This is a genomic window from Undibacterium sp. RuRC25W (assembly GCF_049339825.1).
GTDB lineage: Bacteria > Pseudomonadota > Gammaproteobacteria > Burkholderiales > Burkholderiaceae_D > Undibacterium.
Genome location: NZ_JBMPPD010000001.1, coordinates 201014 through 222123 on the forward strand (window position 1 = coordinate 201014; position 21110 = coordinate 222123).

Genomic DNA, 21110 nt, shown 5'->3' on the forward strand with positions numbered 1-21110 from the left:
TCGTAGTCAACAATATTAAAAAGGAATTGCCAAATTTCATCAGACCTAGCGTCAAAGCATCGCGACAGTAAGATCGCTCTCCATCAAACCAAGCAAAACGCAAACTAAAATAAAGTACAAGTACCACTAATTATTGACTAAATTGCCATTCTCACAAAATGACGCCCCAAAGAGGATTTTCCACCTAACAACATTCAGATTCAAGTATTTTATTAACAAAGAGAAAACATGGATCTAAATAATGCAGCAGCAAGCATATTCGACAGACGAAAAAAAACGAATCGCTTACGCAACTCGTTTTTTATTGATCTGGCGGAGCGGACGGGGCTCGAACCCGCGACCCCCGGCGTGACAGGCCGGTATTCTAACCAACTGAACTACCACTCCTATTTACAACTTTGTTTAATATCTGGTGGGCGCTGAGAGGCTCGAACTCCCGACCTAAGCCTTGTAAGGGCTCCGCTCTACCAACTGAGCTAAGCGCCCGCACCTATATCAAACCCGCGCCGCTAGTCACCGCAGCGCGAAAGAGCATTAGTTTACAGCATCTTTCAACGCTTTGCCAGGTTTAAATTTAGGAACCTTAGCAGATTTAATTTTAATTGCTTCACCGGTACGTGGATTACGGCCAGTTCTTGCAGCACGTTTGCCAACAGAAAAGGTGCCAAAACCGACCAAAGTTACCGTACCGTTTTTCTTCAGGGTTGTTTTTACAGCACCGATCAAAGCGTCCAGGGCGCGGGACGAGGCCGCTTTAGAAATATCCGCTGTTTTCGCTATATGATCGATCAACTCAGTTTTATTCACTTAAAGCTCCCTCACAAAAATTTGAATTCGCGACGATGTGTTCGATTGTTTAATGACCTGCCGCCAATCACGGCAAGCAGTAAGTCTGCGTCTCGTATTAAAACAAGCCGCAAACCCTTGTGTCAAGCTGTTTGCATCGATTCAATGCAAACTCCAGAATAATTTTTGATTTACTCAGTATAATTTCATCTTTTATTCGCAACCACGAAGATGGAAAGCCACTGCTGGCACACACGTTACTAGCAAAAACAAAGTCTGGCATTTTATTCCCACTGTTTTTTTTTGCGATGCAACTTCCATCAATCAACAATCAGATGATACCTATGAAAACGATGACTCAGCTAGGCACCCCACTCTCACCTTCCGCGACTAAAGTGATGCTACTTGGGTCTGGTGAGCTAGGAAAAGAAGTAATTATTTCCTTGCAACGTCTAGGCATCGAAGTCATTGCCGTTGATCGCTACGAGAATGCGCCCGGTCATCAGGTAGCGCATCGTGCTTATGTCATCGACATGACAGATGGCGCTGCACTAGCTGCATTAATCGAGAAAGAGCAGCCTGACTTAGTCGTGCCAGAAATTGAAGCCATCGCTACACCAATGCTGATCGAATTAGAAAACGCCGGCAAAGTCCGTGTTATTCCAACGGCACGCGCAGCATGGCTGACAATGAATCGCGAAGGCATACGCCGACTCGCCGCAGAAACACTGGGATTAGCAACATCACCTTACCGCTTCGCTGACAGTCTTGAAGAACTGCGTACAGCCTGCGATCACATCGGTTTTCCATGCATCGTCAAACCTGTCATGTCTTCGTCCGGAAAAGGCCAATCCAAACTCGATAGTGCTGCCGACGTTGAAACAGCATGGAACTATGCCGCCGCAGGAGGGCGCGTTAATTCAGGCCGAGTGATCGTCGAGGGTTTTATTGATTTCGATTATGAGATCACGCAACTGACCGTTCGTGCAATTGGTAAAAATGGTGTCATCGAAACGCATTTTTGCGAACCAATTGGTCACGTTCAGGTACACGGCGATTATGTTGAGTCGTGGCAACCACAAGCAATGCATCCAGTTGCACTGACCCTTGCCCGCGATATCGCCAAAAAAATTACAGATGATCTGGGTGGCCTAGGTCTCTTTGGTGTTGAGCTGTTTGTTAAGAATGATATGGTCTGGTTCTCTGAAGTCAGTCCAAGACCGCACGACACAGGGATGGTGACAATGTCCAGCCAAGTGCAAAATGAATTTGAACTGCATGCCAAAGCAATTCTTGGCTTACCCGTCGATGTTAGCCTGTTGTCACCGGCCGCCTCCGCAGTTATCTATGGTCAACACGAAGCAAAAGGCATTGCCCTCGAAGGTGTTGCGCAAGCCCTACAAACCCCGGGTACGGACATTCGCTTATTCGGCAAACCTGAGTCATTTGCTCGTCGGCGGATGGGGGTTGCATTGGCAAAAGCTGCTGATACTGATACGGCAAGAGTTTTAGCAAAAGAAGCCGCTGCAAAAGTGAAACCGATCATCAGCGCACCCAAGTAAAATTTCTGGTCTAAAATAATATGTAGCGAATAAGGGGAGAGAGTGCTCCCGCGCTGACTTCGCTGTAGTTTTCATTATCGCGTAGCAAATTAAAGCAGATAACAATGAAGAATTTTGATGTCGCCATCGTTGGCAGCGGTCTGGCTGGACTATCCGTCGCGCTGCATCTGGCACAAACCCGCAAAGTAGCGATCATTTCCAAACGAGAACTTCTCGATGGCGCAAGCAACTGGGCTCAAGGCGGTATTGCCGCGGTTCTGGACTCGCATGACAGTCATGAGCAACATATCTCTGACACCTTAATTGCTGGTGGTGGACTTTGCGATGAGGGGGCAACGCGTTACATCATTGAACACGGTCGCGAAGCAATTGACTGGCTCATTGAGCAAGGAGTACCATTTACACGTGACGACGAAGCTGAACTCGGTTTTCATTTAACCCGCGAAGGTGGTCATAGCCAGCGACGGATCATCCACGCAGCAGATGCCACTGGACACGCAGTACAAGTGACCCTAGAGCAAAAAGTCCGAAATCATCCAAATATTTCGCTGTTTGAGCATCACTATGCGATTGACGTAATTACGTCAACAAAAATAGGCGATCACTCCCCTACACCGCGTTGCCTTGGCTTATATGTCCAAGACGTCAAAACCGGAAAAGTCGACACCTTTTCCGCTCAGCATACGGTGATGGCAACTGGTGGCGCCGGTAAAGTTTATTTATACACGACCAATCCAGACACCGCGACGGGCGACGGTATTGCGATGGCATGGCGCGCTGGATGCCGCGTCAGCAACATGGAGTTTATTCAATTCCATCCGACCTGCCTCTATCACCCATACGCAAAATCCTTCCTGATCACCGAGGCAGTGCGCGGCGAAGGCGGCATCTTACGCTTACCTCCAGAGGCTGGTGCAGCAGCAGGAACACGCTTTATGCTCGCACATGATGAACGCGCTGAACTTGCACCACGCGACGTCGTAGCACGTGCCATTGACTTTGAAATGAAAAAACGGGGTCTGGATTACGTCGAACTTGATATCACACACAAGTCACCGGAATTCTTAAAAGAGCATTTCCCGACCATCTATGCACGTTGTTTGGAATTTGGTATCGACATCACCAAACAAGCCATTCCTATCGTTCCTGCAGTCCACTTTACGTGCGGTGGCATCGTAACAGATACCGACGGGCGCACAGATTTACCAGGTCTTTATGCCGTTGGTGAAACGGCGTATACGGGCTTACACGGCGCCAACCGATTGGCAAGCAATTCGCTATTGGAATGCTTGGTCGTCGGCCGTGCAACAGCAAAGCATATCGAACAACAGGAACGTACAACACCCCTCGCGCTACCTGACTGGGATGAGAGTCGCGTGTCTGATGCCGATGAAGAAGTCGTCATTGCCCACAACTGGGATGAGCTGCGCCGCTTTATGTGGAATTATGTCGGGATCGTGCGAACGACTAAACGTCTGGAACGCGCCAAACACCGGATACGCTTACTGAAAGAAGAGATCGACGAGTATTACGCCAACTTCCGTATTACTAATCACTTGCTGGAATTACGCAATCTGGTTGAGGTGGCTTCACTTATTGTCAACAGCGCGCTAGGACGCAGGGAAAGTCGCGGATTGCATTATAGCCGCGACTACCCAGATACCCTCCCTAAGGCATTGCCGACGGTGTTATCGCCAAAGCGCAAAAAGAACTAAAACATCCAACAACAAGGGCTGACAGCAATGCAGCCCTTTTTTACATCTGCTGAAATAAATACGCGTGATTACGACTAATCTCCAGCTTATCACTCCGCCCTTTTAAGCCAAGCATCTGCTTACCTTTAAAATCACGGATCACTTCTGAGATGGCCGTAACACGTACCAGCGTCGAGCGATGAATACGCCAGAATTCATCCGGATCCAATTCATCTTCTAACTCTTTTAAGGACTTACGGATCAGGTATTCTGCCTGCTCAGTCTGCACTAGCGTGTATTTATCGTCCGAGCGAAAAAACAGAATTTCTTTTGTACTGATCATACGTAACGCGTTTCCGACACTGGCTTGTATCCAGCGCAAATACTGACGCTGAGGTTGCGCTTGCTTCATTTGTTGCTGCACCAGTTGTTGCAGCATTTCTTTCATTTGTTGCGATTGCAAAGCGTGCTGCCCGGAGTTGTTCGCTGAGTTGTTCGCTAAATTAGCAGCTGAAGCAACCGACATTGATTGCGCTTCGCGGGCACGTCTTTCTTGCAAACGCTGCTGCAATCGCCCCATCGTCTTCTGCAGGCGTTCTGGCTCAACAGGTTTTAACAGATAGTCGACTGCACCGCGCTCAAACGCCTCAATGGCATATTCATTGTACGCTGTCACAAACACTACCTGCGCATACTGCGTTAATTGCAATGCAGCTTCGAGCCCATTTTTGCCAGGCATACGGATATCGAGAAAGATCAGGTCTGGCTTCAACTGATCCGCCTGTTCTATCGCCGCAATGCCATTTGCCGCCTCACCGACAATCTGCAAACCGGGCCAAACGGTAGCGAGGGTCGAGCGAAGATAATCGCGCATTGGCGCTTCATCATCCACAAGCAGTGCTGTCGCCGTCATCTGATCTGTCATGATTAATCTCTTTACGAATGAAGATAAGGAATTTGAATCCGGAATTGTGCCCCACCCTCCAATGGTGTTTCAATGACGAGACTGGCTTTGTTACCGTACAAAATATGCAGACGTTCACGAATATTCGTCAATCCCAATCCCTCGGCCACGTGCAAATCTAGGCCCATGCCATTATCAATGACTTCTACCCACAACTCATCTGTACAACGTCGCGCAGCAATTTTGATCGTACCACCCTCAATTTTTGGTTCTAAGCCATGCTTAATCGCGTTCTCTACTAGAGTCTGCATCATCATTGACGGAAACTGGGCATCATTAAGCCCTTCCTCAATATCTAGCTCGTAGCGCAAACGCTCCTGCATACGTGCCTGCATAATGTTCAGATAAGCGCGTGACAATGCAACTTGCTGACCAAGCTGCCCGGTCCCTTGTTGACGAATTTGCGGCAAAGCAGCGCGTAAATATTTAATCAGATCCGCATGCACTGCGGCGGCACGCTTTGCATCTGTTGCCATTAACTGACCGATCAACGCCAGTGTATTGAACAAAAAATGCGGCTCAATCTGCGCCTGCAAGGCCGCCATCTGTGCCTCTAGCAAACGACGTTCTAGCGACTCAACTTCAGCCCGTGTCACTGCCGCAGTCGCTGCCATTTCCGCCCGCCGCTTGCCACCAGCGACACTTTTGATCAAGATTGCTGACATGACCAAAATGACGATAATCGGTCCAAGCCCAAGAAATCCACCGATAATCAAGAGGATAAATGAGACCGCCGCCAACGCCTTCCAGGAAGTGACGGCTGCCCAGTCAAAGAACTTCCACCACAGAACACTCAACGCTTCTGTGACGTTCAGAACGAAGTGCAAGACAGGGTTTTCATTTTGCGTTTTCATTTTACTTCGCTCTCTGTGGCATTCTCTGCATTCGATTCCAGCATTGGCACGACTTTTTTCTGCGTGGCATGCTGGGAGAATAGTTTATTCAGAACAGATACTGCAACTATCAGCTTAGAAAGCGCGGCTAAATGCAACACCATACCAGCAAACAATACGCCTACACAGCCTAAACAAACCTCTCCCCATGTAGCAACATGAAGGCGACGAGTAAATGCTGTCCAATAACCTGATAAAACGCTCAATTTACGTTGTTTCATGATCGATCTCCTTGAAGTTAACATCCGAGAACCACAGCGGGTTCGACTTGCAAATCAGTTCCATGAACAAAGAATAATCTTCAGAAACGATCGAAACGAGTGGAATGCGACTAAATGTCGTTTGACAGGGGTAAATGGTGAGATGAGTGGATGAGCGGAGGAAACAACACCGCCATGTTTATCGATTTCTTAGGTACTAAGTCAGTAACCTAATATGAAGTGCAATAACACTGATCTACAAAAGAAAAAATCCTGAAAGGATTCAGGATTTTTAAAAAATGTTCTGGTTATGTCTGATGGCATTAAGAGTTAATGAGTCTAGACCTATGAATTTCAAGCACTGGCAACACCTACTTCTTCGCTGGCATCTTCTTTTTGATAAAAAGGTGCGTACCAACAGACTAAAAATGAAGGAATAGTAGAGATCATGACAAAAATAAAATAATGGGTATACCCCAGCAATTGCTGAAGATGCCCACTAATCACACCTGTCACCAACATACACAGCCCCATTAAACCAGTGCCGAACGCATAATGTGTTGTCGTATATTTGCCTGGTGCGAGTTGCTGCATCATATAAATCATGAATCCGACCGAACCAAAACCAAAGAAAAATTTTTCGATCGCAACGCCAGCGGTAATCACCAACAAATTACTTGGCTGATACAAACTCATTATCAAGAACGTGACGTTCGGAATATTCACAGCACAACACAATAAAAACAAACTTGCTTGCAAACCGCGGCGCGCCAAAAACCATCCGCCTAATAATGAGCCAAGCAATACAGCGATCAGCCCGTAAGTACCGTAAATAATTCCAAGTAATTCATTGCTTAGACCCAGTCCGCCCTTTATCACGGGGTCAACCATAAAAAAAGGACCAATCTTTTCCAGAAACCCGATACTTAAACGGAATAAAAAAGCAAAAGCGATCATCAACCAGATTCCACGCTTCTGAAAGAAACTGGCAAATGAATCCCGCATAATGTGCATTGCAGCAGCAGCGTCTGTCGGCGTATTTTTTGCCTTTGCACCTTCAGGCATAACACGTCGATGCCAGTAAGCCATCACAATATTGATCACCGCAACTATAGCAAAAACAACCTGCCAAGCGTCACGCCATTGCGCTCCGAATACGGCAGGATCATGATGAAAAAAATCACTATGAAGTTTACCACTGAGATACACCAAACCACCCGATGCGATGATAGGGCCAATATTCCAGCTCAACCCCTGAATCCCGCAATACAACGCCTGCGTCTTACCATCAAGTGACGTTACATAAACGCCATCGGATGCGATATCTTGTGTCGCCCCTAGAAACGAAATACCCCAAAAAAGAAACATCAAAATACCCATATAATCAGGTAAAGACATCACCAATGCGACGCCAACAAATGCTAGACCAATGCAGATCTGACTGCATATCACGAAGAATTTTTTGGTGCGATACATCTCTACAAATGGGGCAAAAAGTGGCTTGATGGTATAGGCAAGAATCAGATAGCTGGCATACTGTGCTGCCTGCGCATTATCCATGCCCATATTTTTAAACATAATGGCAGTGACACTAGTGAGTGTCATATAAGTTAATGCCATGGTGAAATAGGTAGTTGGCACCCATAACAGCGGCGATGATGATGTTGGTTTAATCTGTTGCATATCTCGGCTTTCGTTTTTTTATTGTTGCAAACTCAGTCTGAGGCACTTTAAAGTCCCAGCATGAATTGACGATCATTTCTCATATTTATCGGCTGTATTCCCTTGAAGTTCCGGACCGCTTGCTTTGCCTTAGCCTTAGCCTTAGCGTTACGTGAACTTACTTACCGCAATCAACCGACAAAATGGCTTTCAAAAATCAAAAATAATATTGAACATCCGACCAAAATATCGAATGACATTCTAGGGGAATAGCTAAATAAATGGATATATCAGCGTCCATCGTCATTTCTTTTTGCATAAATGCGTAATCAGCGAACGGTGTTTTGGCAAATCTTGCAAAGCACGCTGCGACAACATCGCAATCATCTCAAACTCCTTTGCAGCATCTACTCCACGATGCCAGACCATGGGATTAGATGGCATGTTTGTCTTAAACTCCATCCCATACAGCACATACTGCCAGCTTGAACACGGGTACATTTCAACATCGCTGACAAAGTCCAGACGATGTGGTGGTCGGCACCGCCACATCGCAAGCTGTTCTTTTAATTTTTCACTGATAGGATCTACGTTGTCACACCAAAACGCACTATCCCTACGCTGCGTCAGGCAATAGTGCATTTTGATAAAATCAACGATCCTTTCATAGCGCTGGCACATCAATTCATTGAATAATTTAGCAACTGGTACCTGATTACCATCTGCCGGAAAAAGGTAAGAAATCAGATAGGCAGCGGTCTCCACCAGACCGATCCCCGAGGCTTCCAATGGCTCAAGAAAGCCGCCGGATAGTCCTACCGCGACGCAATTTTTTACCCACTGCTGCGGACGATATCCGAGCTTTAACTTAATAAAGCGGGCAGCTTGCTCATCAGCAGCAGGTCCGATGTATTGACGCAACGTCTTCTCTGCTGCCACATCATCCTCATAGCGACTTGAGTACACATAACCAATGCCACGCCGTTGCTGCAAACCGATATCCCATATCCAACCAGCAGTCTGTGCTGTAGAAATGGTATAGGAGGGAATCTCACTATCAGAGGATGAGTAAGGCACCTGCATCGCCACAGCGCGATCGACAAACAACACATCGTCGACAGATTTAAAGCTTGAACCAAGTGCGCGGCCAATCAGGGCGGCATGAAACCCACTGCAGTCAATATATAAATCTGCACACAGCGACACTCCCTCACTTGTGTGCAATGCAGAAATTGCACCATCCTCTGTCAACAACACGTCTGTAATCGTCGCTTTTTTATGCCCAACACCGAGTGTCTTAGCATGGCGTTCAAGGAGTTGCGCGAACAAGCCGGCATCAAAATGGTAGGCATAATTCATTGGCCCAAGAAAATCCTGATCATTTTCACGCTTTGGCGCGCGACACTGATCTGCAATCAGCTTTTGCATCGTCACCGCCGAGGCGAATGGCACCCCTTCCGGAGCAACGCCTTGCAGCCAATATGGCAAAAGCTCTACCCCACCAACGCGCTGACTTGGCATACTAAAGGGATGAAAATAGTGATCCGAACCAGACTGACCAGGAGGGCGAACCCAATCAACAAATTTAATCCCTTGCTTGAAGGTAGCTTGGCATTCGCGGATGAAAGTCGCCTCATCGATACCAATGGCAGCCAAGGTACCTCGCATAGAAGGAAAACTTCCCTCGCCAACACCAATTGTTGCGATCTCGGGTGACTCAACGACCGTAATAGCAACAGAACCCGGCGCTGAACTACCTAATGACTTGGCAAGAAAGGCAGCGGTTAGCCATCCGGCCGTCCCTCCACCGACGATTAATACATTTGAAATCGTTTTCAAATTTATCTCCGTATTTTTATTTTGAGTCGTATTTTTTTGAATTTCCGGTTGTGCAATCACAACAAGGCACAATAATAAAGCAAAATATCCCCGTCAAGATGGTTTTAATTTGACATTTTCATGAAAAGATACGTAATATGAAAACGTTTTCACGCAAATGAAAACCTTTTCAAACTAAAATTATGACCGGAATACCGGCGCTAACTTATACGCAATTAGGAGACATATGAACGTTTGCCCCCAACACGCCCGTAAGAATCTGGGCTCACCGATACAGCTGGCCATTTTGACTTTGATCGCTGGTATCCATTCCGCTCATGCACAAGAACAAAGCACTGCCTCATCTCAAGCAAAAGCTGCCAGCGATAATGGCACCATGGCGGAAGTTATCGTGACTGGCACCAAGCGGTCCACATCGCTGCAAAAAACGCCTGTTGCTATCACAGCCATTAATGCGGCGGCACTTGAAGATGCGCACGTACAGACTATTCAAGACGTAGTTAATTTAGTGCCTGGCTTCTCTGCAACGACCGAGGGAGATCACGGCGTTATCACGATGACGATGCGCGGCGTAGGTAACGACAGCGCTAAGACTGAATACGCAGATCCTGAAGTAGCCACTTTTATTAATGGTATTTACTCGCCTCGTCCAGAGGGTGCTACAAGTCTGCTGTTTGACATGGAAGGCATTGAAGTATTGCGCGGACCTCAAGGAACGTTGTGGGGGCGTAATGCCACTGTTGGCGCTGTGAATATGCAAACTGCCAAGCCTGTCATTGGTGAACAGTCCGGCAGTATTGAAGGTGGACTCGGTAGTTACAAGCGTATCGGAACCCGAGGCGCATTCAATGTCCCTGTGAGTGACACAATGGCATTACGTTTTGCGTTTGTTCATGAGCAACACGATGGCTACGTTGACTATCAAAACTTACCCTCCATTTCTCTTGCAAGTCAGCAGACTGCGTATGCTGCATCAAACAAAGGAAGCCTGACTGGCTTTCAAGCACTCAATCCAAATCTATTCGTCACGAATGGCCCGAAATATGATGCGCAAGATCAAACTGCTGCACGTATCAGTATGCTCTGGAAGCCAACATCAGCAATCACATGGAATGTTTCATACGAAAAGTACGCGGATCGCGGCACACCTAATATCAATTTAATGCAGACACCGCGCCCCGGTCAGTCTCTTTGGTCTGCGCTCATTGACACTGCGCCCTATGTCACGCGTGATACTGATTCCATACGCAGCCGCGTGGACTTCACGATTAACGATTCCATGTCACTTGCCTATATCGCAGGCTACTCAAAATTCAGCGGCTCGTCGACCTACGACCAAGATGGCGGCGCAAGTGTACCAACAAGCTTTACTACAGGCGCAACACACCAAGAAAACAATACGGTTTCATCTAATTACACCAACTACAGTCATGAAGTTGAATTACAATCGACTGGTAAGCGCAATGTAGACTGGCTGCTAGGACTTTATTACGGCGCAGAAACCAACGATATCCGCTTTGATATTCCGATTATGAATGGAACACAGCAAGGAAGCGTTGGCTGGCAAGGCTCTTTCATCCAACCAAAAGAAACAGTCGAATCAACAGCCGCTTTCGGTCAATCCACCTGGAATGTGAATGATCAACTTCACCTCACAGGTGGACTGCGCTACACGAGCGACAAACGCACCAACGTGGGTGGGAATGGCTATACTTGGAATTACGACGCAACTGTTCCACAAGTTCCGCTGAGCGCCAATATTAACCCTACTGTACCTGGTCAAGGTTATAGCCCAAGTGTTCCTTCCAATACCGGCTCATACAGTGGCAACAAAATGACCGGTTTAGCTCGCGTGAGTTACGACCTCGATCAAAATAACATGATCTATGCGAGCTACTCGACAGGGTATAAATCAGGCGGATTGCAAGACGGTGGACGGACTTACAATCCAGAGACCCTTTACAACTATGAAATCGGCAGCAAACACACGCTGTTTAATGGTACCGTTAAAATCAACAATGCATTGTTCTTCGAAAATTTCAAGGGATATCAATTCAGTGCTCCAGTAACCAATCCTGATGGCTCTCACACGCTTGCCACAAGCAATGCCGAAGGCGCCAAAATTGCTGGCTTTGAAACGGAAATTGCTGCCAAGTTGAGCAAAGATGACAGAGTACAGCTTTCACTTGCCTACACGCCAAAAGCAACGTTGGGTAAATTGATTGCTGGCTCCAATGACTATTCTTTGCCGAAGTGCGTTGCCGATCCGACTATCAGTACTTGTGTCGACGTCACTGGTTATACGATGCCACACACACCAAAAGTACAACTGCAAGTCCAATACCAACATACGCTGCATCTGGCAAGAGATGCGACCTTAACCCCACGCATTAGTGTTCATTATGAATCTGAGAGTGGCCTGAGTGTATTCAGCGACTATTTCGGCGCGCCGGATAAACAAGCAGCCTACGCACGCACTGATATTGGATTACGTTACGCGCGCAATAATTTTTATATTGATGGCTTCGTACGCAACGTGAGTAACAACAATATCAAAACCAGCGCACTCAATGGTTTTAATACATGGCAAGCACAATATCTGCCACAACGCACGTTCGGCTTTAATGCTGGCATAGATTTCTAAGCCGCAATCTGCATCAATTGTTCATTGCACCCTATACCAGGGTGAAAAGTTTACCCGTCTTTACCTCCCTTGCTTATGCAACGGGAGGTTTTTTTTATTCGGACATTGATGGTTAGCCAACGTAATTAGCGACGTAACTAACGACGTAACTAACGACAACTCTGCGACCATCAAACGCATCTCCGGTGTTTTTTTGATCTCAATGGTATTCAAATTTTATAGCCACGATTTATCCTCCATCGCTGCTATGCACATACGATCAATTCCCCACGAGCACGCTGCATTTTAAGCAGCTGCATTCGATGTAGTTTTCAGCGTAGCTGCCAAGATGTCTTTAACCGTCGACTGCCATCTCCATGACCTCAATGAGCTTAAACAAGCAAAGCAAAGAGCCAGCAAAAGCTGGCTCTTTGTCATTCGAGGTGGTTCTGTCATAGCGAACTACATACCTCATTGGCCTTACTAGCCACCTACTCCCCGTGACGCTGCGTTTGAATCATTTCACGATACCAATGCGCACTATCCTTGAGTGTCCTCTCCTGGCTAGCATAGTCGACATATAACAACCCGAATCGCTTATCATAACCAGAGTTCCATTCAAAATTATCCATCAAGCTCCAGTAAAAATAGCCACGTACATCGACCCCCTGCTCCATGGCCGCCTGAAGTGCTTTTAAATGTAAATACACGTAGTCAATCCGTGCACGGTCTTCGATAACACCGTCCGTTATTTTATCCGCAGCAGCCATGCCGTTTTCTGTGATGTATATCGGTGGCAGATTCGGGTAGGCATGCTTAAGCCCGATCAACAATGCCGTTAATCCTTCAGGGTAGATTTCCCACCCCATGTCAGTAAAACCAAGCTTACCAGGAGGTTCTTTAGGGGGCTTTTCAGCACTAACAAAGGCGCGGGTATAGTAATTTACGCCAAGAAAATCGATGGGTTGATGGATCAACTCCATATCCCCATCCATCACATGGAAACGGCTCATGTCCATTCGATCAAGGGCCCGCTGAGGATAATATCCCTTAAAAATTGGATCCATAAACCACTCAACAGAACGGGCATACTCCCATTGCGCCTCTGCCTCATCCTGTGGAGTATCAGTGGCAGCATCCGCAGGCCATTGATTGAGCACGATGCCATATTGAGGGCCTGCATCACCAGTCACTTGACGCATGGCCTTGATTGCTAAGCCGTGAGATAACAGTAAGTGATGTGACACTTGTATCGATAAAGCAGTATCGGCGACCCCAGGTGCAAACTGCGCGTTACCATAACCAAGATTCGCCGTACACCATGGTTCATTATGGGTCGCAATAGACGCCACACGCGAGCCAAAGCGTCGCGCAACCTCAGCTGCATATTCAGCAAATCGTTGTGGTGTTTCGCGACTTAACCACCCGCCGAGATCCTGCAATCCTTGAGGTAAGTCCCAATGATATAAAGTAACGTGAGCAAGAATATTTTTTTCTGCCAAACGTTCAATAAGATTGGAATAGAAATTAAATCCAGCTTCATTCCACGCCCCATACCCTTTCGGTTGAACGCGTGACCATGAAATCGAAAAACGATAACTATCAACGTTTAGCGATGCAATCAAGTCCACATCACTGACATAACGATGATAGTGGTCGCACGCAACATCACCCGTACTTTGATCCTTAATTGTGCCGGACTGACGGCAGAACGTATCCCAGATCGATGGACCTCGACCATCTTCTGACGCAGCGCCTTCTATCTGAAATGCGCTGGTTGCAACGCCCCAATGAAAAGATGGGGGAAAATCAAGCGTAGAGTTTGTAGTTGGCATGTTATTTATCATCAGTAAGACCTAGCGGCACCCTCATGAACAAGATCAAAATTCCTCCCTTGAGAATTAGCTCTCTCTTGTCTCATTGTTGTTTATGAAAACGTTTTCAAGAGTCCAGAATTTAACACTCAGCAATGCTACTGTCAACGATACAAAAACTGAAAATGCAGCATTTTTTCTCTTTTATCTAAAGATATGCATTGATTAGATTGATATTTTCGGCCCGAATAGGTATAACTTGTAGATAAGATGAGGCAATAAATAAGAAAAAATGTATGACACTCCTTATTTGAAAAGCTTTTCAAAATTCACTTCTCATTCGTTCAAAAAGGTACGTAGTGATCGACAAAGTAAAAATTAATTCACCAGTGACGTTACTGGATGTGGCACGTATATCTGGCGTATCGCCGAGCACCGTTTCCCGAATTTTAAATAGTACGGCCAAAGTCTCAGACATCAAGCGTCAGGCAGTCGAGGCTGCTATAGCCGAATTAAAGTTTGAGCCAAACCAACTTGCGCAAAGTCTCAAAAGTGGCAAATCGATGACGATAGGTATCGTCGTCCAGGATATCGCCAGCCCTTTCTTCTCGGAGGCATTGCGTGGGGTGGATGATGTATTAAACGCTCAACAATACGCGTCCGTGATCGTCAGTGGCCACTGGAATGCGCAAGAAGAGGCTGATCGGATCAGGCTGTTGATCGCCCGTAAAATTGATGGGTTAATTTTATTGTCTGGACACATCGCCGATGAAGACGTAGTGCGTTTTTCTGAGCAACGCCCGATTGTCGCCACTGGCCGAAATGTATCGAGTAACACCGTCAAAAGCGTCAAGATAGATAATGAATTTGGCGCCATCCTTGCGATGCGCCATTTGATTGAATTAGGCCACCGGCATATTGCCTTTATTGCTGGGCCAAAAAATAATCCTGATGCCAATGAGCGCCTATCTGGCTATTGTCGGGCTCTAGAGGAGGCAAATTTACCCTTTGAAGAAAAACTCATCATCGAAGGCGACCTACACGAAGCAAGCGGCTTATTAGCCATCAACAGGCTATTCGAAAGTCAGCAGAAATTTAGTGCCGTCTTTGCGGTCAACGACCAAACCGCCTACGGCGCCCGGTTGAGCTTGTATCGCAAGGGGGTTCGCGTGCCTGATGATATTTCAGTCATTGGCTTCGATGACCTACCTAATTCTTTATATACAACCCCTCCACTAACAACCGTCCGCCAGCCTCTTTATGAGATGGGACAAGCGGCCGCCACGACGCTCATTAACATCATTAACGGCAAACCGACAGATATCACCCTGCCACCATTAGATTTAGTCGTGAGAGAAACAACCAGACGACTTCGTTAGTTAATATCTGTCTTACTCTGAAATTTGGCGATGTTTTTGGAATGCATTCTCTGGCCGTAAATCAGTCGTACCAATTCACGTTGCGCTGCGGCTGGATTTAACGTTACTGAGAATTCCAACATCGTCACTTTTCTGCAATTAAACGCAGGATGAACATACACCGCTTTTCTACAAGGGCATTAAAGGTGCATGGTCATAAATACACTGTGGGGATCTTCAACGTAATCTCCGAACGGTCCACAATAATTGAAACCGACACTTTCGTAGAGCCTATGCGCTGGGCGGAATGCAGTATGTGTTCCGGTCTCAAGGCTTAATTGTTGATAGGACCTTGATCGCGCAACATCAATCAGATGGTTTAAGATTGTTCGTCCAGCACCTTTACCCCGCAGTGCTGCTGGAGTACGCATAGACTTGACTTCACCGTGGTGTTTATTCAGTTCCTTGATCGCGCCGCAGCCTAGCAAAAGTGAACCATCCCAGATAGTCCAGAACGTAATCTCCGGTTTTCGGAGTTTTTCTAGGTCGAGAGCGTACACACATTCTGGCGGAGATAGCTCATACATATGCCGCAAATGTTCATGGAGTAATTCATGAATATCTGGACAAGTAAGATCATCTATAACAATAGTCATCATGGCATATCCGTTGAAATTACATTTTTAACGAGTACTAAATATACATGGCAACCGAGTCACCGTCAGGTAGTGGATGTCAACGCTAGAAACTCACCAAGTTTATTCACTGTCAATCCAGAATCAAACAGCATCCAGCATGATCGGGCCGGAAGCAAATGAGGCCTTTTGAATCAGACCATCAACGATTTCGTAGACGCATAGCATTTCGATGGTTCCACGTCCCTCCGGAAAATTGCGCGTGATGATTTCATTGTCAACAACGATATTTGCCATAGATGTACGACTGAGGAGTGCGGCATGGAGGTCGGGCTCGGAAAACCGTGAATGCATACGGGCGCGGATTTCATGATGGCCTTTGGCTAGAACTTGACCATGCAGTATGAACTGTGTCGCATCTTTCGCATAAGTGTTAAGCCAGGCATGGATATCTCTTGCGTTGTAAGCGTCAAGCTGGCGTTGCACTAGATCGATTGGTGTTTCATGAGGCATGAGTCATCTCCAGCGTCAAATTTTGAGGGAACGATGCTATTTAATTTGTTTGTAGTCCAGCTATTTAATCTGGAAACTCACATCAACTGAGGACTGCAATTTCAGGAGAGAATGACGAAAAAATTTCCCCCATCGCTTGACGACGCTCAACTTCAGAATAAAAATCGATGACTCATTAACGAGCCCAATCGCGAGAACTTATATTGCTGAGTTTAACTGAGATGCCATCCCTTCTTGATAACAACACAGCACAATAACGAGAAAAAATGACCGTCTAATTGTTGCGATGACATATAGAAGTCGGCAGACTGATATCATCGATAAGTTCCGAGTAAGGAGTAGAAAAGTTTAAATGAAATAAATATTGCCACATTAGTAATTTCAAATCAAACGTAACTTGCACCTGTTCTGGATTTTTTTAAAAGATAGTATGCCAATGGCGCTCCAAAGAGAAAGAAATATTAGAGCAATGCTGACGATGTTGAGGATGTTGAGGATGTTGAGGATGTTGAATGATAGCTCCTTCTGTCCCAGACTTTACCGGAGCAGAAAGAGCGTTAGGGGATAGGACTTTAGCGGCGAATCAAATAACGGATCGTCGGACCATCCTGCTGGATTTCAAGGACTTCATATCCATGATTTTTTGCATCCGCAGGGATGTTGTTGATGGACTGCGGGCAATCGGAGATGACCTCAAGAATCTCTCCTGGTTTTAGTTGCGGCATCGCTTCTAACGTCGCAATTGCCGGATAAGGGCAAGGCTCTCCCTTCATATCCAAGCGATAGTCAGGCGTATAAGTCATTGTTTTCATGCGCGCCTCGCAGACGGCGTTGTCATTTTTGATTTGGCGGCAAAAAAACGTTTTTCCCACCAAAGGACAGCTGCCAGTGATACCCCTAGCAACAAGTAAGTTACGATCAGACCGCCTTGTGGGCCAAAGACTTGCAGCAAATTAACTTTATCGAAGTTCGTTGCCAACGATGGCGCTAAACTATCCCACCAAAAAGCCAATGCTGTCGCGCCGATGATATTACCAAGACCGACTAACCAGTAATGCACCTGCCCTTCCATTGCGCGGTACATCCAACCCGTTTCGCAACCACCCGCCATGACAATACCAAATCCAAAAAGCAAACCACCAATCACGGCATTCGGTCCTGCCCAGAATATTTTAGGAGCCACGCCTAATTGAACATAGCTATAAATACCAATGGTGCTGACCGCCATACCAATAATGATGGCCTTCGCCATTTGCGTACGCCCCGTCAGCCATAAATCACGGAACGCCGAGGTAAAGCAAATCTGCGCGCGCTCAATCAGCAAACCAAAAGCCAGTCCAAACAAGCCGGCTAGGCCTAGTTTTGGTGCATCAAAGGTCTTGGCAATCGCCCATAAAACAAAGCCAACAAAAAGTAGCATCCCTAAGCGGAAACGTCGCTTAGCCTGGTCGGCATGTTGCGTGAGTGGCTGGGAAGCTGAGACTTTTTCAAGTTTGACCGGAATGCGGAAGATTGGCAACATACTGAAACGTGCACCAAACCACGACCCCATGGCCGTTGCTAAAGCAAAAAACCAAGCATGTAATGAAAACTGAGGAATACCAGTAAAAAAAGCGGCCAAATTACATCCCATGGCCAACCGCGCGCCAAACCCTGCAATAATGCCGCCAACAATCGCCTGAAAAACACGAATGCGGTGTTGCGGCAGGCGCAACTTGACGTTGTTCGCCCACAACGCCGCAGAAAGACAACCGGCAAACATGCCGATAATCATCACGCCATCTATCCGATCAAGTGGCGACCCCTCAAGGTGAATCACCTTAAAGTAACCCCAAGTTTCTGGATGGTAACCAAGTAACTGCAAGAGATGACCGCCCCAGCGCGTAAATTCACCAGTCACCGCCCAAAAGGTGCCGGTAATACCAAAGTAATAGGCCGATAGAATGCCGGCAGCGATCACCGAAGGAACTGGCGACCAGAAGCGGACTAGATAATTTTCTTTAAATTCTTGCCATTGCATAAATGGAGAGACTTTCATTTGATGGTTACACAGAGTCAAAAAATAATGACAGATTAATATGTTATGTCGGAGCGATTTTAGCACCCAATATTCAGGTCGCCGATGAAGTTTGCAGTTTTTTCTTTCTGCGCTCAATAGACTACCCCCCCTCATTCAACGAGCTGACGTCATCGGCCACCTGGCAATCGCTAGAAGGCACGATTGAAACTCCATTAATCAGCAAATATTGGTGGAGAGGTACTTATCGCCGACAAAACAAAAAACCGCCACACCAGATATTTTTGGACGTGACGGTTCAACGACGCCGCAATGAGAAGGCGCTATCAGAGAACGCGCAATGAATAATCTGTTGCTTTGATGTCTTTCGTCAGACTGCCAATAGAAATACGATCCACACCTGTTTCAGCAATCGCACGAACAGTACGTTGATCAACGCCGCCCGACGCTTCCAGCAATGCGCGACCTTGATTGATCGCGACAGCCTCGCGCATCATGTCTGTCGTGAAATTATCCAACAAAATAGAAGTGGCGCTCGCTGCCAACGCAGCTTGCAGCTCATCAATACTTTCGACTTCAATCTGAATTGTTGCTTGTGACTTCAAATCAAAGGCTTGCTGCATCGCTGCGGCAATACCACCCGCTGCGGCAATATGATTTTCTTTGATCAGGATACCGTCGTACAAGGCCAGACGTTGATTTTTTCCACCACCAACGCGCACCGCGTATTTTTGTGCCAAACGAAGACCAGGCATTGTTTTACGGGTATCGAGAATCGCTGCAGAAGTGCCAGCAATCATAGCGACATAATGCGAAGTCGCCGTCGCAACTGCAGACAACAATTGCAGGAAGTTCAGCGCTGAACGTTCTGCAGTCAGCAAGGCGCGCGCTGGAGCAGTGATTTTGCAAACGACTGCATTGGCGGTCATCTGATCACCCTCAGCATACTGCCAATCAATCGTTGCCTCAGGGTGACATTGCGCCATCACCGCATCAAACCAAGGTGCGCCGCATAAAACCGCATCTTCACGCACGATCACCTGTGCCTGCACTTGTTCTTCCGCAGGAACCAGTAACCCTGTCAAATCAACCGCACCAACATCTTCTTGTAAAGCATCACGCACATTGCGTTCAAACGCTTGTTGCAGATCGTGGTCGAATGGAAAATGTTTATTTTTTAAATTACTAGGCATAAAAACCCGTCCTTGTTTCAGGAAAAATAAATTGCAATCGCAACACCAATTAAGTCTGGTACGCGTATCAGGCAGGTCCAATACCGGAGAACAATGCACCCTCTTTGGCTAAGTCGCCAGAAGGACGAACGTTCGCCTTTTTGGCGGCGGCAAAGTCGAGCATGCGATTGATGCACACTTGCGCTTTTCCAGCGGTGTCGGAATCAACATGAATTTCGTTGTTTCCCTGCTCCAGTACTTGCAACAAGTTACGCAAGCCATTCATTGCCATCCATGGACAATGCGCGCAGCTCTTACAAGTCGCACTGTTGCCTGCGGTAGGAGCGACAATGAAACGCTTACCCGGAGCCGCCATTTGCATTTTGTGCAGAATACCGTTATCTGTCGCCACAATAAATTCTTGTGCATCCATTGTTTGTGCTGCGTGGATCATTTGTGACGTCGAGCCAACTACGTCCGCCAGAGCGACAACAGCCGCTGGCGATTCAGGATGCACCAACACCTTAGCGTTTGGATATTCTGCTTTGAGGACATCGAGTTCGACGCCTTTGAACTCATCATGCACTAGGCAAGAGCCCTGCCACAACAGCATGTCAGCGCCGGTCTGCTTCTGAATATAGCTACCAAGATGTTTGTCTGGTGCCCACAAGATTTTTTTACCCTGCGCATGCAAATGCGCAACAATGTCGAGACCGATGCTCGATGTCACCATCCAATCAGCACGTGCTTTAACGGCAGCACTGGTATTGGCGTAGACCACGACGGTACGATCTGGATGGGCATCGCAAAATGCAGCAAATTCATCAGCAGGGCAACCAAGATCGAGGGAGCATGTCGCGTCCAGATCGGGCATCAGAATCGTTTTTTCGGGACTGAGAATTTTAGCTGTCTCCCCCATGAACTTAACGCCTGCCACAACCAAGGTCTTCGCGGCATGATCGCGGCCAAAACGGGCCATTTCCAGTGAATCAGACACACAACCACCTGTTTCTTCGGCCAGATCTTGCAGTTCGGCGTCCACATAATAATGAGCCACCAAGACGGCTTGTTTCTCTATGAGTAACTGCTTAATGCGCGCCTTCAGCGCCACTTTCTCTTCTGCACTGGGGGATTCCGGAACACGCGCCCAGGCATTGGCTGTGCAACTGAGACCGACGTCCATTTGTGGACGTTCAAATTCGACGACTTTGGTGGTTTCCATACAAATCAACGTAAGCTAAGTAGGTAAAAAACGATGTGTTAATTTTCATACAATGGCTGAAAATTTGATCACATATTCATACTCAGGGAGTGTATATGAAAACACCCTAGTATCCCTAAGGACAATAGAGTGTTTTTAAAACATACTCCCTAATTT

General features: G+C 46.9%; 17 protein-coding genes and 2 tRNA genes. 4 read left to right on the forward strand and 15 right to left on the reverse strand.

Annotated elements, in window-relative coordinates:
• Positions 1-310 precede the first annotated feature (310 nt).
• The 3 genes from ACO0KV_RS00905 to ACO0KV_RS00915 form a co-directional block, all read right to left on the reverse strand.
• Positions 311-387, reverse strand: a tRNA-Asp gene (locus ACO0KV_RS00905).
• 23 nt (positions 388-410) lie between these two features.
• A tRNA-Val gene (locus ACO0KV_RS00910) sits at positions 411-486 on the reverse strand.
• 48 nt (positions 487-534) lie between these two features.
• Complete coding sequence (locus ACO0KV_RS00915) at positions 535-807, reverse strand: HU family DNA-binding protein (RefSeq protein WP_162018311.1); 273 nt, start codon at positions 805-807, stop codon at positions 535-537.
• Positions 808-1130: 323 nt separating this feature from the next.
• On the opposite strand from ACO0KV_RS00915, the gene purT reads away from it, so the two are divergent.
• Together purT and nadB are read left to right on the forward strand one after the other, a co-directional pair.
• The gene (purT, locus tag ACO0KV_RS00920; protein WP_423038970.1) at positions 1131-2348 is read left to right on the forward strand and encodes a formate-dependent phosphoribosylglycinamide formyltransferase; all 1218 of its coding nucleotides are present in this window, start codon (positions 1131-1133) and stop codon (positions 2346-2348) included.
• 104 nt (positions 2349-2452) lie between these two features.
• Positions 2453-4063 carry an L-aspartate oxidase gene (gene nadB, locus ACO0KV_RS00925; protein ID WP_423038972.1) on the forward strand — a complete coding sequence of 537 codons (1611 nt, stop codon included), beginning with the start codon at positions 2453-2455 and terminating at the stop codon, positions 4061-4063.
• 40 nt (positions 4064-4103) lie between these two features.
• Here the strand turns inward: nadB and ACO0KV_RS00930 are convergent, their stop codons facing one another.
• The 5 genes from ACO0KV_RS00930 to ACO0KV_RS00950 all read right to left on the reverse strand — a co-directional run bounded on the left by ACO0KV_RS00930 (position 4104) and on the right by ACO0KV_RS00950 (position 9600).
• Positions 4104-4967, reverse strand: a complete 864-nt coding sequence (locus tag ACO0KV_RS00930; RefSeq protein WP_423038974.1) for a LytR/AlgR family response regulator transcription factor — start codon at positions 4965-4967, stop codon at positions 4104-4106.
• 11 nt (positions 4968-4978) lie between these two features.
• Positions 4979-5860: a sensor histidine kinase gene (locus ACO0KV_RS00935; protein ID WP_423038976.1), complete on the reverse strand. Its 882-nt coding sequence runs from the start codon at positions 5858-5860 to the stop codon at positions 4979-4981.
• Complete coding sequence (locus tag ACO0KV_RS00940; protein ID WP_423038978.1) at positions 5857-6120, reverse strand: hypothetical protein; 264 nt, start codon at positions 6118-6120, stop codon at positions 5857-5859. Before ACO0KV_RS00940 ends, ACO0KV_RS00935 begins: the two co-directional genes overlap by 4 nt.
• Positions 6121-6453: 333 nt before the next feature.
• Entirely contained in the window at positions 6454-7782 is a 1329-nt protein-coding gene (locus tag ACO0KV_RS00945) for an MFS transporter (RefSeq protein ID WP_423038979.1), read from the reverse strand.
• Between the two features lie 282 nt (positions 7783-8064).
• A complete protein-coding gene (locus ACO0KV_RS00950) occupies positions 8065-9600 on the reverse strand; it encodes a tryptophan halogenase family protein (protein ID WP_423038981.1) in 1536 nt (511 codons plus the stop codon).
• A gap of 226 nt (positions 9601-9826) precedes the next feature.
• On the opposite strand from ACO0KV_RS00950, the gene ACO0KV_RS00955 reads away from it, so the two are divergent.
• Positions 9827-12244, forward strand: coding sequence for a TonB-dependent receptor (locus ACO0KV_RS00955; protein ID WP_423038983.1), 2418 nt, complete (start codon positions 9827-9829; stop codon positions 12242-12244).
• Positions 12245-12714: 470 nt separating this feature from the next.
• Here the strand turns inward: ACO0KV_RS00955 and ACO0KV_RS00960 are convergent, their stop codons facing one another.
• Positions 12715-14058: a GH1 family beta-glucosidase gene (locus ACO0KV_RS00960; protein WP_423038985.1), complete on the reverse strand. Its 1344-nt coding sequence runs from the start codon at positions 14056-14058 to the stop codon at positions 12715-12717.
• A gap of 338 nt (positions 14059-14396) precedes the next feature.
• Here ACO0KV_RS00960 and ACO0KV_RS00965 point away from each other — a divergent pair, with 338 nt between their 5' ends.
• The gene (locus ACO0KV_RS00965) at positions 14397-15416 is read left to right on the forward strand and encodes a LacI family DNA-binding transcriptional regulator (RefSeq protein ID WP_423038987.1); all 1020 of its coding nucleotides are present in this window, start codon (positions 14397-14399) and stop codon (positions 15414-15416) included.
• Positions 15417-15595: 179 nt separating this feature from the next.
• Here ACO0KV_RS00965 and ACO0KV_RS00970 read toward each other — a convergent pair whose 3' ends face one another.
• From ACO0KV_RS00970 to nadA, 6 genes are all read right to left on the reverse strand, one after another.
• Positions 15596-16054 (reverse strand): GNAT family N-acetyltransferase, encoded by a 459-nt coding sequence (locus ACO0KV_RS00970; RefSeq protein ID WP_423038989.1) that lies wholly within the window; start codon positions 16052-16054, stop codon positions 15596-15598.
• 120 nt (positions 16055-16174) lie between these two features.
• The gene (locus ACO0KV_RS00975) at positions 16175-16543 is read right to left on the reverse strand and encodes a nuclear transport factor 2 family protein (protein ID WP_423038991.1); all 369 of its coding nucleotides are present in this window, start codon (positions 16541-16543) and stop codon (positions 16175-16177) included.
• 572 nt (positions 16544-17115) lie between these two features.
• Positions 17116-17355, reverse strand: a complete 240-nt coding sequence (gene yedF, locus ACO0KV_RS00980) for a sulfurtransferase-like selenium metabolism protein YedF (RefSeq protein ID WP_423038993.1) — start codon at positions 17353-17355, stop codon at positions 17116-17118.
• The gene (gene yedE, locus ACO0KV_RS00985) at positions 17352-18581 is read right to left on the reverse strand and encodes a selenium metabolism membrane protein YedE/FdhT (RefSeq protein ID WP_423038995.1); all 1230 of its coding nucleotides are present in this window, start codon (positions 18579-18581) and stop codon (positions 17352-17354) included. The genes yedF and yedE overlap by 4 nt, the downstream gene beginning before the upstream one ends.
• Positions 18582-18886: 305 nt before the next feature.
• A complete protein-coding gene (gene nadC / locus ACO0KV_RS00990) occupies positions 18887-19753 on the reverse strand; it encodes a carboxylating nicotinate-nucleotide diphosphorylase (RefSeq protein WP_423038997.1) in 867 nt (288 codons plus the stop codon).
• Positions 19754-19820: 67 nt separating this feature from the next.
• Positions 19821-20954, reverse strand: coding sequence for a quinolinate synthase NadA (gene nadA / locus ACO0KV_RS00995; RefSeq protein WP_423038999.1), 1134 nt, complete (start codon positions 20952-20954; stop codon positions 19821-19823).
• Between the last annotated feature and the right edge of the window lie 156 nt (positions 20955-21110).

Coding starts and splice junctions, on each gene's coding strand:
- nadC (WP_423038997.1), bottom strand. CDS start 19,753: ATGCCTAGTAATTTAAAAAATAAACATTTTCCATTCGACCACGATCTG.
- ACO0KV_RS00960 (WP_423038985.1), bottom strand. CDS start 14,058: ATGCCAACTACAAACTCTACGCTTGATTTTCCCCCATCTTTTCATTGG.
- ACO0KV_RS00970 (WP_423038989.1), bottom strand. CDS start 16,054: ATGATGACTATTGTTATAGATGATCTTACTTGTCCAGATATTCATGAA.
- ACO0KV_RS00945 (WP_423038979.1), bottom strand. CDS start 7,782: ATGCAACAGATTAAACCAACATCATCATCGCCGCTGTTATGGGTGCCA.
- yedF (WP_423038993.1), bottom strand. CDS start 17,355: ATGAAAACAATGACTTATACGCCTGACTATCGCTTGGATATGAAGGGA.
- purT (WP_423038970.1), top strand. CDS start 1,131: ATGAAAACGATGACTCAGCTAGGCACCCCACTCTCACCTTCCGCGACT.
- nadA (WP_423038999.1), bottom strand. CDS start 20,954: ATGGAAACCACCAAAGTCGTCGAATTTGAACGTCCACAAATGGACGTC.
- nadB (WP_423038972.1), top strand. CDS start 2,453: ATGAAGAATTTTGATGTCGCCATCGTTGGCAGCGGTCTGGCTGGACTA.
- ACO0KV_RS00955 (WP_423038983.1), top strand. CDS start 9,827: ATGAACGTTTGCCCCCAACACGCCCGTAAGAATCTGGGCTCACCGATA.
- ACO0KV_RS00975 (WP_423038991.1), bottom strand. CDS start 16,543: ATGCCTCATGAAACACCAATCGATCTAGTGCAACGCCAGCTTGACGCT.
- ACO0KV_RS00940 (WP_423038978.1), bottom strand. CDS start 6,120: ATGAAACAACGTAAATTGAGCGTTTTATCAGGTTATTGGACAGCATTT.
- ACO0KV_RS00935 (WP_423038976.1), bottom strand. CDS start 5,860: ATGAAAACGCAAAATGAAAACCCTGTCTTGCACTTCGTTCTGAACGTC.
- ACO0KV_RS00930 (WP_423038974.1), bottom strand. CDS start 4,967: ATGACAGATCAGATGACGGCGACAGCACTGCTTGTGGATGATGAAGCG.
- yedE (WP_423038995.1), bottom strand. CDS start 18,581: ATGAAAGTCTCTCCATTTATGCAATGGCAAGAATTTAAAGAAAATTAT.